The sequence below is a fragment of the Pseudoalteromonas spongiae UST010723-006 genome (assembly GCF_000238255.3).
Classification (GTDB): domain Bacteria; phylum Pseudomonadota; class Gammaproteobacteria; order Enterobacterales; family Alteromonadaceae; genus Pseudoalteromonas; species Pseudoalteromonas spongiae.
Genome location: NZ_CP011040.1, coordinates 1,292,075 through 1,307,812 on the forward strand (window position 1 = coordinate 1,292,075; position 15,738 = coordinate 1,307,812).

The window sequence follows — 15,738 nt, forward strand, 5'->3', positions numbered from 1 at the left end:
TGTACGCCTTTTGTGTCTGAGCAATGTTTATCTAAATAACAAGAGCTGAGATTAAAGCGGGTCGATTTTATAAACAAACACACCGATTATCGAAAACACAGCACGCTGAAATATTAAAACTAGTTGATTAAAAAGTTGATAATATTTACATCGTTAGATCAACAACTACTCGACCTTGCACCTTACCCGCTAATAAATCATTTGATACTTCGACTACTTGTGACAGTGAAATGGTCGTTACGATATCTTTTAACATGGTGTCATCAATCAACTGCGCCAGTTTTTGCCAAGCAGCTTCACGATCTGGAATTGGCCGCATCACACTATCAATACCAAGCAAGTTCACACCACGTAAAATAAATGGCGCAACAGTTGCCGGAAAATCCATACCCTGTGCCAGTCCACATGCCGCGACTGACCCACCATACTCCATTTGAGCACATACATTTGCTAACGTATGACTACCTACCGAATCAATGGCACCCGCCCACAACGATTTCCCTAATGGGCGACCAGGCTCAGACAAAGTATTACGGTCGATAACATCCTTTGCACCCAACTTAATTAGGTATTCAGCCTCTGACACGCGCCCAGTTGAAGCAACCACGTGATAGCCCAATTTTGCTAACAATGAAATGGCAAAGCTGCCCACCCCGCCATTCGCGCCAGTTACTAAGATTTTACCAGAATCTGGAGTAATCCCTTGTTTTTCAAGCGCAATAATACATAACATCGCCGTATATCCAGCTGTGCCAATTGCCATCGCTTGAAAGGGTGTGATTTGTGGCGGCAAATGAATTAACCAATCACTTTTAACGCAGGCTCTTTGAGCAAGACCACCATGATATTGCTCGCCAACACCAAAGCCATTTAGCAATACCTTATCGCCCGTTTTAAACTTTTCACTGTCACTTTCGACCACAGTTCCCACTAAATCAATGCCTGGGATCAAAGGAAACTGCCTTACAACCGGGCCTTTACCTGTAATAGCAAGCGCATCTTTGTAATTTAACGTGCTGTAGGCAACATCAACGACGACGTCACCACCTTGTAAAAAGCTCGGTTCAAGTTCTTGTAAGGCTGCACGATAACCTTGTTCATCTTTTTCAATTAGCACTGCTTTCATCGGTATTACCTCCAAATATAGACTGATCGTCTATTAAATTATAAAAAATTTTATTTCAGCAACATTAAAAAGTGATTTAAATAACTATCAAGTGGTTTGGTCGACTGCGCTAATTTAGCCCGACTCACAGCGCCTTCCCAACCAACCCAGAAAAATTCAGCTAAGGCATGTGGATCTTTGCTTTTATCGCAAAGCCCTTGCCGTTGCGCCTCTTTTAAACACACCGCCAGCTTATCTTGCCATTCGGTAAAAATAGCCAGCAGTAAAGCTCGAAACGTTTCAGGTAACAGATCGACTTCTTGGCCTAAGTTACCTACGAGGCAGCCACGCGTAAATTGATGCTTAACCATACCTTGTTTAGATAACGCGACAAACTGAGTAATTCGCGTTACTGGGTCAACCGAATGTTCAAGTAAACAGCCATCTAATCGCTTAGCAAAAAACCGAGCGTAATTGTCAATTACTGCCTTACCAAACGCCTCTTTACTGTCAAAATAATAATAAAAAGAACCTTTCGGTGTGCCTGTTTTTTTCAGGATCATATCAATGCCTGACGCCACAAAGCCAAACTCTGTAAAGTGCGCCAAACCACTTTGAATTAATTCAGCTCGTGTGTCGAGGTGAGCTCGCTCACTTTTCTTCGGCCGTCCTCGCTTGCGAGGTTGTGATGTTTTCTCTGTCATAAATCGATTATAGACCGACCGTCTAAAAAATAACAAGCATGTATTCGTGAAGTTATAAATATTAAAAATATACTCTTTAACAAAACCTTCTGAAAATTCATTTATAAAATAACCGCAGAATTGACATTAATGGCATTCAATTAAATTTTTTATACACAAAAAAAGGCGTGCAACTTATTTGTACGCCTATATTCTTTGGATTATTTAGGGAATGTTACTTAAGCTTGTACTTCTGCACGCACAATGGCTGCACCTTGGGCAAGGGCGTTCAGTTTTGCTCGTGCAACCTCACGCGATAACGGCGCTAAGCCGCAGTTAGTTGATGGATACAGCTTATCTGCATCCACGTATTTCAGCGCTTCGCGCAAGGTATCAGCGACTTCTTCTGGCGTTTCAATATCATCGGTTGCTACATCAATAGCCCCTACCATTACCTTTTTGCCACGAATAAGTGCAAGTAACTCAATTGGCACACGCGAGTTATGGCATTCAAGAGAAATGATATCAATATTCGATTGCTGTAATTTAGGAAATACTTCTTCGTATTGACGCCATTCTGAGCCTAAGGTTTTCTTCCAATCTGTATTTGCTTTAATGCCGTAACCGTAGCAAATATGCACTGCCGTTTCGCACTTTAAACCCTCAATCGCGCGCTCTAAACACGCAATACCCCAGTCATTTACTTCATCAAAAAACACGTTAAACGCTGGCTCGTCAAACTGAATAATATTAACACCCGCAGCTTCGAGCTCTTTTGCTTCTTGGTTAAGAATTTTGGCAAATTCCCACGCAAGTTTTTCACGGCTTTTATAATGATCGTCATACAAGGTATCAATCATTGTCATTGGGCCAGGCAACGCCCACTTAATTGGTTTGTCGGTTTGCGCGCGTAAAAATTTTGCATCTTCAACAAACACTGGAGCTTTTCGTGCCACAGGGCCGACCACCGTTGGTACGCTTGCATCATAACGATTACGAATGCGCACGGTTTTGCGATTTTCAAAATCAACACCATCAAGGTGTTCAATAAAGGTAGTTACAAAGTGCTGACGGGTTTGCTCACCATCGCTGACGATATCTACGCCAGCTTGTTGCTGTTCATGAAGTGATACTTTTAGTGCATCGTGTTTGCCATCAATAAGTGCGTCGCCGCTTAATTTCCATGGTGACCAAAGCACTTCTGGCTCTGCAAGCCAGCTTGGTTTTGGCAAGCTGCCCGCGGTCGATGTCGGTAATAATGTTTTCATAGTTAATGCTAATTCCGTTTTTTAAGCAGCAAAGTTTGCCGACCACTTTTCAAGTAGCGATTGATAAGGTTCAATAAAGTGCGTTTGTGCAAATTTACCTTGTTTAATTGCCAGTTGGCTGCGCTCTTCACGGTCGTAAACAATTTGCGTTAACGAGTGATCTTGATTCTTTAAGCTCGGTTGATAACAACTGCCTGCCGCTGCGTTAGCGTTATAAATTTCTGGACGATAGATTTTTTGGAATGTTTCCATTGTGCTTATCGTACTGATTAGCTCTAAATTGGTGTAATCATTTAGCAGGTCGCCAACAAAATAAAATGCTAACGGCGCTTGGCTATTTGGCGGCATAAAGTAACGCACCTGTAGGCCCATTTTTTTGAAATACTGCTCCGTTAATGACGATTCATTTGGCACATATTCGGTGCCTAACACTGGGTGCTGATTATCAGTTTGGAAGTAAGTTTTGTTATCCGAAACGCTTAAACAAATAACAGGTGGCTTGTTAAAGTTGTTTTTGTATACCTCTGAATTAATGAAACTTTTAAACAGTTTTCCGTGTAATTCGCCAAAATTTTCAGGAATACTAAACGATGGCTTGTCTTTGTTATGCTCAAGCAGTAACACGCTAAAATCATAATCGCGCACATACGAAGAAAAGTTATTACCAACAATGCCTTCAAAGCGCTGATTTGTTTCATGATCAATAATATTGGTTTTTAATACTTCAATTGACGGAAACGCCTCGCTACTACCCGCTATTTCCATATCTACCGAAATAATATCTAGCTCAACTGAGTAACGCTGGCCATTTTTGTTATCCCATTTAGCGCGCGCATTAAAGCTTGTGTTAATCATGGTTAATGCGTTGCGTAAGTTCTGTTGGCGGTTTTCACCTCGCGCCAAGTTCGCAAAGTTGGTTGTAATACGTGTGCTGTTTGATGGGTGATAGTTTTCGTCTAACGGAAAACGCTTAACAGTAAAAGTAAATTCGTTATTCATGGTGTACGTGTGTCCAATGTGTAAATTCAGTGTATTTCCATTTCACTTACTGCCGTTTTAAATCTGTATTACGGCTCACTTGCGGTGACTGAAAATAAGTTCACGTTAAAAGATGAGTAATTTATACGCGCTCAGTACCATGAAGAAAAACGGTTTTCTTTCACTTAAAACGTGAAGCATATTCATTTCTTAGAACTTCGCTTCGCACTTTTTACAACAAAAAAGCATACACCAGACAAAAGAAGTTAAGGTATCTAGACATCCAAATAGCTAAATCAAATTTACTTCATGTTGAATGTGAATATTGCTCACGGCGTAGCTGCAGTTTATCTACCTGTAATTACACATAATATTGCTATACTTTTGCGCCTTTGTTGTAGGCATAAGCGAATCTAAAAGTTTCTGCTCCAACGCCAGCGACGATAAATCAACTATAAAAACGAGGCGATGGAATGAGTGAACTAATCGAACTATTTGTTTATTGTGCAGTGTTAGGCAGTGGCGTTGGCTTTCTTGCAGGCTTACTGGGAATTGGCGGCGGCTTAGTGATAGTGCCAATTTTAAGTATGATTTTGTTGCACTTTGCCGTGCTGCCCCAAGAGCAAATTGTGATCACCGCTGTTGCCACATCCCTTGCATCGATTTTGTTTACATCAACCTCATCTGCCATTGCCCACCATAAAAATGGCAATGTGCCTTGGCAGCTCGCGCCTTGGATTATGACAGGCGTTGCCTTAGGTGCGTTACTAAGTGGCTTTATGGCTGCACTGCTACCAGAAAAGGCCGTACGTTTAGTATTCGTTATCAGCGTTGTATTTATTGCCATAAAAATGATGTTTGGTAACACTCAAACTGATGACACAGCGCGTAAGCTGCCTAATAAAGGGCTACTGACTGTGCTTACCACACTTACTGGCGGCTTATCGGCAATGATTGGTATAGGTGGTGGCGCCGTACTTGTGCCGCTACTGACATTTTTTTCAGTGAATATGAAAAAAGCGATTGGTTGCGCGTCAGCGTGTGGCATTGTAATCGCACTGTTTGGCTCGGTTGGCTATATTGTGTCGGGAAGTGAACAGCTGAGTTTATCACAAGGTTTCGCTGGCTTTGTTTATTTGCCTGCACTATTTGGCATTGTGTGTACTTCGTGGTTTACCGCCCCACTTGGCGCTAAAGCAACTCACCACTTACCCGTTAGCACCATTAAAAAGATTTTTGCCGTGCTACTGGTGATCATGGCGGCAAACATGTTGCTACGTTAAGCTTAAACACTCAGGCTATTTATTCTCGCGCAGTTAAACATTGCGCGAGCATTTCATTTATACACTCCATTCTCAAAATTACTAAAATGCCAAAAGGTGATAGAATACAGCTCGCAATGAAGTGTGCTATTGCTTAGCTTCTTAATATGCACCCTTTTCTTATTTATTCTTTTGAGAACATATTACATGAGTTTTAAAACCCTTGGTCTTAACAACGCACTTCTAACTGCAATTGCAGAGCAAGGTTACGATACGCCTTCAGCTATTCAACGTGAAGCAATTCCAACTATTTTAAAACGCCAAGATGTAATAGCCATTGCCCAAACGGGTACCGGCAAAACAGCCGGATTTGTTCTTCCGGTATTGCAGTTAATTACCGAAAAAATAACAACAAAAAATGTACAAGCGTTAATAATTACGCCAACCCGCGAGCTCGCAGCACAAGTAGCCACCAGTGTGAGCAATTACAGTGCACACTTAAATGTAAGTTCATTGGCGGTGTTCGGTGGTGTGCGAATTGAGCCGCAAATAGCCGCACTTGAGCAAGGCGTTGATGTGTTAATTGCAACGCCCGGGCGCTTGCGCGATTTACATCAACAAAACGCTGTTTGTTTTGACCAGTTACACACTCTAGTACTCGATGAAGCCGACCGCATGTTAGATTTGGGCTTTATCGATGACATAAAAAAAATCAGCGAGTTATTACCGAATAAACGCCAAACGTTAATGTTTTCAGCAACCTTTACTGATCAGATTAAAACGCTCGCAAATACCATGTTACACGAGCCACAATTGATTGAAGTTGAAGCCGCGAATACAACGGTTGATAACATTAAGCAAACGCTTTATCACGTTGATAAAAATCAAAAAAGTAATGTATTAATTCACTTATTGTCAAAACATAACTGGCAGCAAGTATTGGTGTTTAGCCGCACCAAACAAGGTGCCGATACACTCGTAACCACATTAAAAGAAGCCGGTATAAGCGCAGAATCGATTCACGCTAATCGTACACAGCACGCCCGTACTGAGGCGCTTGCGGCATTTAAAAACAACGATATAAAGGTACTTGTTGCTACCGACATTGCCGCACGTGGTATTGATATTAACCACCTACCTTGCGTTATTAACTACGATTTACCTTATGTGGCGGAAGATTATGTGCATCGCATTGGCCGCACCGGACGTGCTGGCAAAAAAGGCGTGTCTATCTCGTTATTTAGCAGCGATGAAAGCAAGCAATTGAATGCTATTGAACGCCTTATCAATCGTAAGTTTGAACAACAGGTGGTCGCTGGGTTTATACCGAGTATTCAACGTGCCGAACAATTGTGGGGCGGGCAAGGCATTAGCAAGCCTAAAAAAGGCAAAACGGCAGGTAAAAAGTCCAAAACGAATCAGTTTTATGACGATGAATATGGCAATTTTGAACCTATGCCTGATACATCAAGCAAAAAGAAATCAAATAAACGTAAGCGCCGATAAGCAACATAAACTAAACCGCCTTTAAGATGTTTACAACTCTGAAGTAGGCTTTTTAAAAGAAGCGTGACATCTAACTATTTGCTAAATATGTGATCAGATACATCACTGCATAAACGAGTGCTAATAAGGCTCTCGTTTTCTTATAATATGACTCAGCATGGATAAATAAAGATGCTGTTATCATGATTAGCTGCGTCATTGAGTCAATATTAAAGTCTGCTTCTTACAGCAAATAACAGACGTTCAATTTTGCTCTATCAAAAATTAGTGTTGGCTTTTCACCTTTGCAAAAATGCAGGTTTAAGGAGAATTAGTCACCAGCGCGCCAAAATGGCACATATTTACCAAACCATTTTCACGTTGCTCGCGTCAAAAACTACTGATAACCTTCTAAAAATATTAAATAAAACGTTTTATTAGCCTGCGAGTTTAAGATTATGGATAACGTCCTTAAATCAAAATGCGCACTAATAAACTTAATATTTCATTAATTTTAATTGTTGCTTTAGCTTTTTTAGCCGAGTTGTCCTTAACTCCGGAAACAAATATTAGAGTAGATCTTTTATTAGTAGTACCGGTTTTATTCATTCACATTGTTGTTTATTTAATTTATACGTTCAGCATCAAAAATCGCGAAAGAAACATATAACAGAACAAATATGGAAGAGGTACAAAAAGAAAAAACCTATGTATAAATTAACAATAACCCTATCCAGTTTGTTCTTTGCATTTATTATCTGGATTATTTACCTAGCCAATACAGGGCAACATAGCATTTTCTTTGAGCTTGTTCGCTTAATTCCATATGGTGATAAGGTCGGGCATCTCGGGTTATTTGGCGTGCTCACATTACTTGCTAACCTTGCGACTAAGTTTAAGGTGTTCAAGTTAGGTAAAATCAAAATATTTTGGGGCACGGCGATTGTTTTTGTATTTGTGACGTTTGAAGAATTAAGTCAGCATTTTTTACCAACAAGAACGTTAGATATATTTGATTACACCGCTGATATGCTGGGCATTTTACTATTTACTTGGCTTTCTTCCATTTTAGCGAAGAGAAACCAAACAAAATGCAACTAATGACTATGCCAAGCGCTTTGTGACTATTAAATGAATTAAAGCTTCTAATTAATAGCCTCAGTTGATTCAATACTTAATCGACTATCGCAACACAACAAAAAACCGAAGCATTGTGCTTCGGTTTTTTGAGTGAGTAGCTCAGTAGTTTTAGTCACCAAGCCGAATGACTTAGCTGAAGTGCTTAGTCTTCGTTATCCATATCAAATTCATCGTCATGATCAAAATCGTCATCTTGTTCAATGCGAGATTGTCTTACCGCTGGCTTTGCTAAAATCTCAACGTAAAACGACGTTAAGTTTTCAACTTGCGTTTGGTCAATTAGCTTATTAATTTGCGATAAGTGAATTGGCTTTGCTTCTGCTTCTGTGTTGCCAAATTGACAATCAAAATCCCAATAGTCCGCGCCAGTTGGTAGCTTTTTATTACGCTCGCGCTTAATGTATTTTTTGATTTCATGTTTAACCGCGTCAACACGTCTTGCTAACTTAATTTTTGGGTGCGTTAATTCAAATGTTTTTTTCATGATTGCCTTCAGACAGAAATATTCTGCAGTGCTTTACCTACAAAATATATGGGTGTATTTATAAAGTGCGACAAACCTGCACCTATAAACAAAGATTATGGCTTATTTTACGTTAATTTAAATGCGGTGGCATTAACTAAGCTAAATTTACACTAAAAAAGTGCCCTATTCCCAAGGCCTGAGCACTACTCAATTAACTTATTAGCGTTACGGTTTAGTCGTTTGCAATGTGTTAACGTACGCAGCGCCCGATTGCTCACCGTTATCATCGCGATTAGGCGTTGCAATAACCGCATGCTGATCAGACATTGCAACGTTCCAGCCGAATTTATCGTGAGGAGCAGCGTTTTCCGCCACTATTTTCGATGAATACTGCCATGTATCGCCCGTTTTGTTGAAAACGTAAACTGCACCGGCGTTTTCACCACTGGCATCATGGTGCATTGCGCTAACAAGTGCGGTATTACCTTGTATTGCAACGCCTCGGCCAAATCTATCATCGGCTTTTAAATCGGGCGAGCGTAATTTTTGATGTTGGCGCCATTTGCCATTTTTCCGAACGAAAATATATGCAGAGCCTGCGTCTTTGCCAACTCCCTCAATGTCATCGCGACGCGCAGAAATAAGCGCGGTATCGCCAAATATCGCAACACGCACACCGAAAATGTCAGTATCGCCGCCATCAGATGCCACTAATTTAGCCTGTTGCTGCCAAGACACACCATTAAACTCAAACACATAAACGGCGCCAGCATTGTTGTTTTGTTGGTCATTTAAATCTGCGCCCACAAGCACTGTATTACCATCGATAGCAAGGCTAATACCAAACAGATCTCCCGCAGCCCCATCACTTGCGGTAAGTTTTACCTGAAATTGCCATGCATTATTAACTCGCTGGTAAACGTAAACCGCACCCGCATCTTTGGCGATGGCATCACTTTTTGGTGCGCCGATTACTAATATTTTTTCTGTGATCGCGATACTTTGCCCAAACGAGTCACCAGGCTTTGCGTCAAATGCGCCCAGCACTTGTGTTTGTTGCCAGTTATTATATACGCGTTCGAAGCTTATTACCGCGCCTGCATTTTCGCCTTTATCACTTCGACCAATTGCTCCTAAAAGCGCCATATTACCTTTTAATGCAACCTTACCACCCATGGTATCGTTGGAAAACGCAGGGCTTGCAATAAGCTTTTGTTGAAACTGCCAACCATTTGAGCCCAGTGAATAAATATATCCTGCACCACTATCTTGCGCGTTTTTACTATCCGCCTTATGCGCGCCGACTAAAATAGTGTTGCCATCAATCGCCACGCCGTAAGCAAAATTATCACCGTGTTTGCCATCGTACGCGAGCAGTTGCTGCTGATTAGCATGTACTTGGTTTATCATTACCGTAACTAAGAAGCTTAATCCGAATTTTACCTTGTGACTAACGCGCATAAATGTTCCTAATGGTTAGCGTTCATCAATATTGCTCTTTACTTTAAATGCTCTTAGTTTTAATTACGTGGTTGATATTGTAAGAAATTATTTATTTTTAACTAAAACCAGCGTCGTAACAAACACCTGAATAAGCGCCATCCCTTGTCGTGCTTGTTGTATTGAAAAGCGGCAGTAATGTGGTGATCCCCTTAATCTAACGCTTAGATTTTATTACTTTTATTGGTAATATAAACGCGTATACATCATGCAAGGATGACCGTGTATTTCGCCCATTGAGCGAACTGATAACAAGCGAAGTAACTAAACTGTTTTTAGCCTTCGCTACTCGCAGCGTTCAACTATATAAGCCAAAAGCTCAAAAATGAGTGGCGATAACAACGGCACCTTTGTTGAGAGTGATTCTCGGTTTTAATTATTTACTTACTGGCTAACGTTTAAAGGAAGAACGAATGCACACTCAAAGCCGCTTTCATTATATAGATAACCTGCGTTGTATCGCACTATTGCTCGGTATCGCATTTCATGCTGCGCTAGCGTATGGTCCTTACTTTCGAAATGTGTGGTTTACCGCCGACACGACTAATCATGTGTTATTTAACTACTTTGCTAATTGGTCTCACTTATTTCGCATGCCGTTGTTCTTTGTTATCGCTGGCTTTTGCGCCGCGTTACTGATCAGTAAACGTGGTAGTCGTCATTTTATAAAAAACCGCTTTAAACGCGTGTTACTACCTTTTTTCATCTTTATTCCACTTGTATTTGGCTTAACATTTCACGCCATTACGTGGGGATTGGGCTTTGCAAAAACCACACCCGCCGTATATGTGGTATTTGAACAAGTAAAAGACCTGCCAATTTCGACAGGCCATTTATGGTTTTTGTGGAATTTAATGCAGTTTTGCCTGCTGTTTTGGCTACTTGCTAAAAATCAAAAGGCGTATAACTTAGTACTCTCGTGGGTTGTAAAGCCGCTGTTTTTGTGCGCTTTACTGCCAACAATAATTACAATATCAATGCTTAACGTGGCTGTGCCGTTTCCACCGCCAGATAAACTGTACCCTGAGCTTTGGTCATTCGGCTTTTATGGTCTGCTATTTTTGGTAGGTGCCGGGCTTTTTGAACATAAAGATAAAATTGCACAAATCGCAAAGCAATTTCACTGGCTGTTATTGTTAGCAACCATATCTACCGTTGCCTATTTTTATGTATTGCCCCCTGCATTCACCATAGAGCAAGTTATTGACGCCGCCAAAACGGGTAGCTCAGCACCCAAAACGATTGCATTTGTGCCTGTTATTACGCAAACCATAGCCATTTTAAGCTTAACTGCGGTAGGTTTTATTGCAGGTTACAATTGGTTAAATGTTGCAAACAGTACAAGCCGTTATTTGTCTGACGCGTCGTATTGGCTTTACCTTATTCATGTACCAGTTTTGTTATACATTCAGTTTGCGCTTATTAACCTAGCGATCCCGGCTTTAGTAAAGTTTTTAGTGTCTATTTCGCTCACCATGATTATTGGGCTAATTACCTATCATTTTCTTGTTAGAAACACAGCCATTGGTGTTTTACTTAATGGCAAACGTATTCCTTTAACAAACAAAAGTGTACAAGCAGCGGCGTAAATAATCTGGGAGTAGTAACGAGTTATAGGTGGTACCAAGTAGCTTGTTTGCAGCATATATTTAGAGAATATAATTAAAAAAAGCCAATTGAATCATTCAATTGGCTTTTTATTGCAATTGCGTTCGGATAGACGTGATAACTCATGCAACTTACACATGCTTATTCCGAGCACATAGGAACCGAGTTATTTTTCCACTTCGGTATCAGCGTAACCGCTGCCAATTGCACTAAATGGCATGTCGAGTTCAAGTTCTTCCACTTGTAAACCTAGCCATGCAGGAAACGTATTGCTGTTAGGGCCCGGTAACAAAGTGTATTCGTTTGCCCATGGGTAACGCTCTGTTGCAGCGATAATTTCTGGGATCAATTTTTTCGCTTTATCGCCGGTAATTGATAGAATTTTTTCGGGTTTGGCACCATACCAATAACGATCAGGAGTTTGAGTTGTGTACTTTTTGAGTGCTGGTAAGCCACGTTTTACACGCCAACCTACCACTTCATAAACGGTATATTCTTTTGCATTCTCAGGCTTTATCGCGACCCAAGTATGCACCGCAAACCAGCCGCGCCAACTAAACGCATCGGCACCATAAAATTCAATAACCGCATCATTAACTAGTATTGGATTAGGCGCGATACCCGCTGGCTCTCGGCTAGCTGTTCGCCAATTTGAATTGCTACAGCCGCTCAAAAAAGCGATAACAATAAATAATGTGATTAAACGTCGCATTGAATACCTCATTTTGTGTTGGATTTAATAATACGATCAACAAAACTGAATAGCTTGCAAAATACAGAGAAGTAACACGCTTAAACCTCAATAAACTTAAATTACGCTCTGCCGTGTTATTTCATCACCGATATTTTCCAAACATCACTTTATATGACCAAACATCACAAAGGGCAGGATCGCAGTTCCGATTCACCTATTCTTTAACTCAAGCAAAACACTTTACTCAAACAAAACTGAATAGGAAACATAGTATGAACACGTCAAACGCAATCGAACTTTTAATGGCAGCTGGTTTAACAACATTTGTAGTTGCAGGTTTAGTAACCGCTGGTATGACAACAGCAATCGTAACAGGTGCAGTAATTGGCAGCGCTTATTTATTAACTAAATAACCAATTAAAATTAAGAGATAATTCAAATGAATAATGCAAACACACTAGATATTTTGATGGTCGCGTCACTAAGCACCTTTGTAGTTGCAGGCTTAATTACCGCAGGTATGGCAAGTGCTATTGTAACCGGCGCAGCAATTGGCGGCATTTATATGCTAACAAAATAACCTTTAGGACAGCCTATGAAGCAAACAATAAAACTGTTTTACCATTATAAAAAACAATTAAAATAAGCCTTTCCAAATAACTGTGGAAAGGCTTTTTTGTTTAATTGGCTAATGTATTAAATTCATCCACTATTTTGTCAATTATCAGCTTCGGCTTTAGCACATCGTCTTTCAATTCTTTATCCGGAGTGACCGGTAACCCTTTTTGTGTGCCACTTGGTCTTACTAAATAAAAACGAGGTGTTACAGCTTTTAGTTTTGAATGCGGGAGCGTAAAAAATTGAATGCCACCAGTTTGCCACGAATAGCCCGCAGACTCTTCTCCCACAATTTCAGCAAAGCCAAAATCTTGCATGGTGTTAGCGAATAAAATAGCTGAAGAATACGTATAACCACCAACAACAACCGACACTTTACCGTTAAATTTTAACGGCTCATCTTTTACTGGTTGCTCAAAACGGTCAAACACTTTAGTAACAACTTCGCCTTCGGTTTCGCCTTCATCCATATATTTTGCAATGATTTTTTTAGTATATTTACTGGTGTGTTGATAAGGCTTGTTTGCGATGTATTTAACAATACCTTGTTTCCACATATCGTCATCGCCACCACCATTATTGCGAACATCAATAATTAAGTGCTGTATTTGCTTTTCTTTTAGTTGCTTAAAAACATTCTCAGTAAAACTGTAAAAGCGTGTTTTGTCTTGCCACCAAAACTCATCAATTGTTAAAAGTGCTTGTTGCTGATTTAAAATTTCAAACTTAAACGTTTGTTCGAATGTTTTGCTGTTGAATGATTTAGGTAAGATTTTAGCAGCTTGCATCTCAATCACTTGAAAAGACTTTCCTTCTTTAATTTCAAGCTTAAAATGCTCAGTTTTATTGACGAACAACCAGTAAAAAAGTGCAAATTTGTCTGATAATAAACGCTCATGGTGTTTTACGGTATCGCCATACATACGCGTAATTAAAGTATTATAAATAGCATTAATTGGCTGATCATTAATGCTAATAAGCTCAGATTGAGCAAACGATGTTTCACTGCCGCCAAGTAAGCTTGCAAGATACACTTTTCCTTTGTTAACAGTCACTTCGAAAGGAAATAACCCTTCTTTTTTAATCACTTCTTTGGCGAGCCCTTTTTGGCTACGCGTAAAAACCAACATATGCGCATCGTTAAACTGACTATTAAATTGTGCAAATTGTGATAAAAAGTCGTTTACACGCATTGGTTTGGTGATGGACTGTTTAAAGGCGGTAAGGGAATGTTCAAATGCCGTTGTGTTTTTAATTCGAATACTTAAATCGGGGTGAGTGTTATTTACAAACTCTTGCCAAGCATTTATATCCTCTTTCATCTGCGCTGGCGTTAACATGTTTTGCAAGTTCTGCGTGTGTTCACTCGCCAACGCACTGTGAGCCATAAAAGCAAAAATATACAGCAATACTAATATTAAGCGCTTAATAATCATCTTCTTCCATTATTGTTTTTATTTGAGACCTTGTATTAGACGAAGCTTTTATTGAAAAGGTTTAAGCAAGATCAATTTTTTTAATTACGTTTTTTATTACCAACTAATACGTCAAAAAACTTATCGCTGTATGACCCAAACCATCATTGCATTCGTTCTAGCATTAGGCATTCGACCGTGTCATCATTAATAAAAAAACAATAATAACAAATACAATGACACCAGCTCAGCGAGATCCACTGCTTGATATTTTTCGCGGATTTGCCATTTTCGGCATCTTTTTTATTAATATCACAATCATGAATTGCTTATTTATCAACCAAGATGCCTTTTCAAGTCAATTCCAAGATACCACGAGTGAGGTTGTAAATCGGGTATTACAACTCTTTTTTTACAATAAGTTCTTCCCTATTTTTTCGTTTTTATTTGGTTTTGGTATCACTTCGCAGATCATCAAAAAGCAGTTAAATAACAAGCCGTATTTAGGCTTTTTCACACGAAGAATGGCTGCGTTGTTCGTCATTGGCATGCTGCATATATCCTTGTTTTGGTCAGGAGACGTATTACATTTATACGCTGTTTTAGGGTTGCTTAGTTTAGCTATGGTCAGGCTAAATTTACGCGTTTTATTTTTGATTGGCGTTGGTTTGTTAGTCTTTCCATTTTATGACAACCTTGCTGAATTATTTCTCAAAAGCCTAGCTACACCTCTCGATAAAGGTTTATTAGCGTATGGTGAACAAGGGATTATTATCGCGCTGCGTGAAGGCACATACTTTGAGACAATACAACTTCGTTTTCATGAATATATGGCAAACCTGCCTATGTTATTGTTTTACCTTGCGCCAATGGCATTTGCGATGTTTACATTAGGTATTGCTGCTGGCAAAAGTACGCTTATATTAGGTTCAAAACAATGGCTAGCCTATTTTAAAAAACCAACAATTTTTGCATTAGTTTTAACAAGTATTTACCGTGCAGTTTTCCTTTTTTGGTTACCGGAAAGCGAGCTTTATCGCCACGAGTTACTAAGACCCCTATGGTTTAAATTAATGTTTTTAAGTGATATTACCTTTGGCCTTTGTTACCTGTGGGCAATTGCTTGGCTTTGGCACCACGGTTTTATAAAAAAACTGTTGATGCATTTTAGCTATGTTGGTCGTCTTGCACTAAGTAATTACATTCTTCACAGTGTAATTGGCTTGTTTTTATTCACAAATTTAGGGCTTTCGCTTTACCAAAAACTTAGCCCGCTGATGTGTTTTGTTATTGCACTAATGAGCTTTGTTTTACAGTCTCTGCTAAGTAAATGGTGGCTAACACATTTTCAATATGGGCCATTAGAATGGGCTTGGCGCTGCATTACTTATAAACAAAAAATGCCGTTTAGGCGGGTCGCCTGCTAAAAGCGTCTCATTATTAAAATATATAACAGTGTTGGGGTCTAGTTTGACCCCTTTTACGTTTTAAAAGTAACGCTTATTAAAAACCAAAA

The 15,738-nt window shown here is 39.8% G+C and carries 15 protein-coding genes; 7 read left to right on the forward strand and 8 right to left on the reverse strand.

Going from position 1 to position 15,738, the window contains the following annotated elements; all coding sequences use genetic code 11:
• Positions 1-145 precede the first annotated feature (145 nt).
• The 4 genes from acuI to PSPO_RS20025 form a co-directional block, all read right to left on the reverse strand.
• The gene (acuI, locus tag PSPO_RS20010; RefSeq protein WP_010558750.1) at positions 146-1,126 is read right to left on the reverse strand and encodes an acrylyl-CoA reductase (NADPH); all 981 of its coding nucleotides are present in this window, start codon (positions 1,124-1,126) and stop codon (positions 146-148) included.
• Between the two features lie 50 nt (positions 1,127-1,176).
• Positions 1,177-1,809: an acrylate utilization transcriptional regulator AcuR gene (gene acuR, locus PSPO_RS20015; protein WP_010558749.1), complete on the reverse strand. Its 633-nt coding sequence runs from the start codon at positions 1,807-1,809 to the stop codon at positions 1,177-1,179.
• A 218-nt stretch (positions 1,810-2,027) separates the two neighbouring features.
• Complete coding sequence (locus PSPO_RS20020) at positions 2,028-3,056, reverse strand: methionine synthase (protein ID WP_010558748.1); 1,029 nt, start codon at positions 3,054-3,056, stop codon at positions 2,028-2,030.
• A 21-nt stretch (positions 3,057-3,077) separates the two neighbouring features.
• Positions 3,078-4,055: a DUF1852 domain-containing protein gene (locus tag PSPO_RS20025; protein WP_010558747.1), complete on the reverse strand. Its 978-nt coding sequence runs from the start codon at positions 4,053-4,055 to the stop codon at positions 3,078-3,080.
• 452 nt (positions 4,056-4,507) lie between these two features.
• Between PSPO_RS20025 and PSPO_RS20030 the strand changes: the two genes are divergently transcribed.
• From PSPO_RS20030 to PSPO_RS20045, 3 genes are all read left to right on the forward strand, one after another.
• Positions 4,508-5,317 carry a sulfite exporter TauE/SafE family protein gene (locus PSPO_RS20030; protein WP_010558746.1) on the forward strand — a complete coding sequence of 270 codons (810 nt, stop codon included), beginning with the start codon at positions 4,508-4,510 and terminating at the stop codon, positions 5,315-5,317.
• A 186-nt stretch (positions 5,318-5,503) separates the two neighbouring features.
• Positions 5,504-6,802, forward strand: a complete 1,299-nt coding sequence (locus tag PSPO_RS20035) for a DEAD/DEAH box helicase (RefSeq protein ID WP_010558745.1) — start codon at positions 5,504-5,506, stop codon at positions 6,800-6,802.
• Between the two features lie 687 nt (positions 6,803-7,489).
• Entirely contained in the window at positions 7,490-7,882 is a 393-nt protein-coding gene (locus PSPO_RS20045; protein ID WP_010558743.1) for a VanZ family protein, read from the forward strand.
• Between the two features lie 181 nt (positions 7,883-8,063).
• On the opposite strand, the gene PSPO_RS20050 is transcribed toward PSPO_RS20045, so the two are convergent.
• Complete coding sequence (locus tag PSPO_RS20050) at positions 8,064-8,405, reverse strand: DUF6172 family protein (protein WP_010558742.1); 342 nt, start codon at positions 8,403-8,405, stop codon at positions 8,064-8,066.
• A 207-nt stretch (positions 8,406-8,612) separates the two neighbouring features.
• Positions 8,613-9,848: an FG-GAP repeat protein gene (locus tag PSPO_RS20055; RefSeq protein ID WP_010558741.1), complete on the reverse strand. Its 1,236-nt coding sequence runs from the start codon at positions 9,846-9,848 to the stop codon at positions 8,613-8,615.
• A gap of 452 nt (positions 9,849-10,300) precedes the next feature.
• Here PSPO_RS20055 and PSPO_RS20060 point away from each other — a divergent pair, with 452 nt between their 5' ends.
• On the forward strand, positions 10,301-11,476 hold the full coding sequence (locus PSPO_RS20060; protein WP_010558740.1) for an acyltransferase family protein: 1,176 nt from the start codon (positions 10,301-10,303) through the stop codon (positions 11,474-11,476).
• Between the two features lie 185 nt (positions 11,477-11,661).
• On the opposite strand, the gene PSPO_RS20065 is transcribed toward PSPO_RS20060, so the two are convergent.
• Positions 11,662-12,207, reverse strand: a complete 546-nt coding sequence (locus PSPO_RS20065) for a DUF3750 domain-containing protein (protein ID WP_010558739.1) — start codon at positions 12,205-12,207, stop codon at positions 11,662-11,664.
• Positions 12,208-12,461: 254 nt separating this feature from the next.
• On the opposite strand from PSPO_RS20065, the gene PSPO_RS21800 reads away from it, so the two are divergent.
• Positions 12,462-12,602 carry a hypothetical protein gene (locus tag PSPO_RS21800; RefSeq protein WP_169922588.1) on the forward strand — a complete coding sequence of 47 codons (141 nt, stop codon included), beginning with the start codon at positions 12,462-12,464 and terminating at the stop codon, positions 12,600-12,602.
• 26 nt (positions 12,603-12,628) lie between these two features.
• Positions 12,629-12,769 (forward strand): hypothetical protein, encoded by a 141-nt coding sequence (locus tag PSPO_RS21745; protein ID WP_158523474.1) that lies wholly within the window; start codon positions 12,629-12,631, stop codon positions 12,767-12,769.
• Between the two features lie 100 nt (positions 12,770-12,869).
• Here PSPO_RS21745 and PSPO_RS20070 read toward each other — a convergent pair whose 3' ends face one another.
• Entirely contained in the window at positions 12,870-14,243 is a 1,374-nt protein-coding gene (locus PSPO_RS20070) for a S41 family peptidase (protein ID WP_010558738.1), read from the reverse strand.
• A gap of 215 nt (positions 14,244-14,458) precedes the next feature.
• Between PSPO_RS20070 and PSPO_RS20075 the strand changes: the two genes are divergently transcribed.
• Positions 14,459-15,649, forward strand: coding sequence for a DUF418 domain-containing protein (locus tag PSPO_RS20075; protein ID WP_010558737.1), 1,191 nt, complete (start codon positions 14,459-14,461; stop codon positions 15,647-15,649).
• Positions 15,650-15,738: the final 89 nt, after the last annotated feature.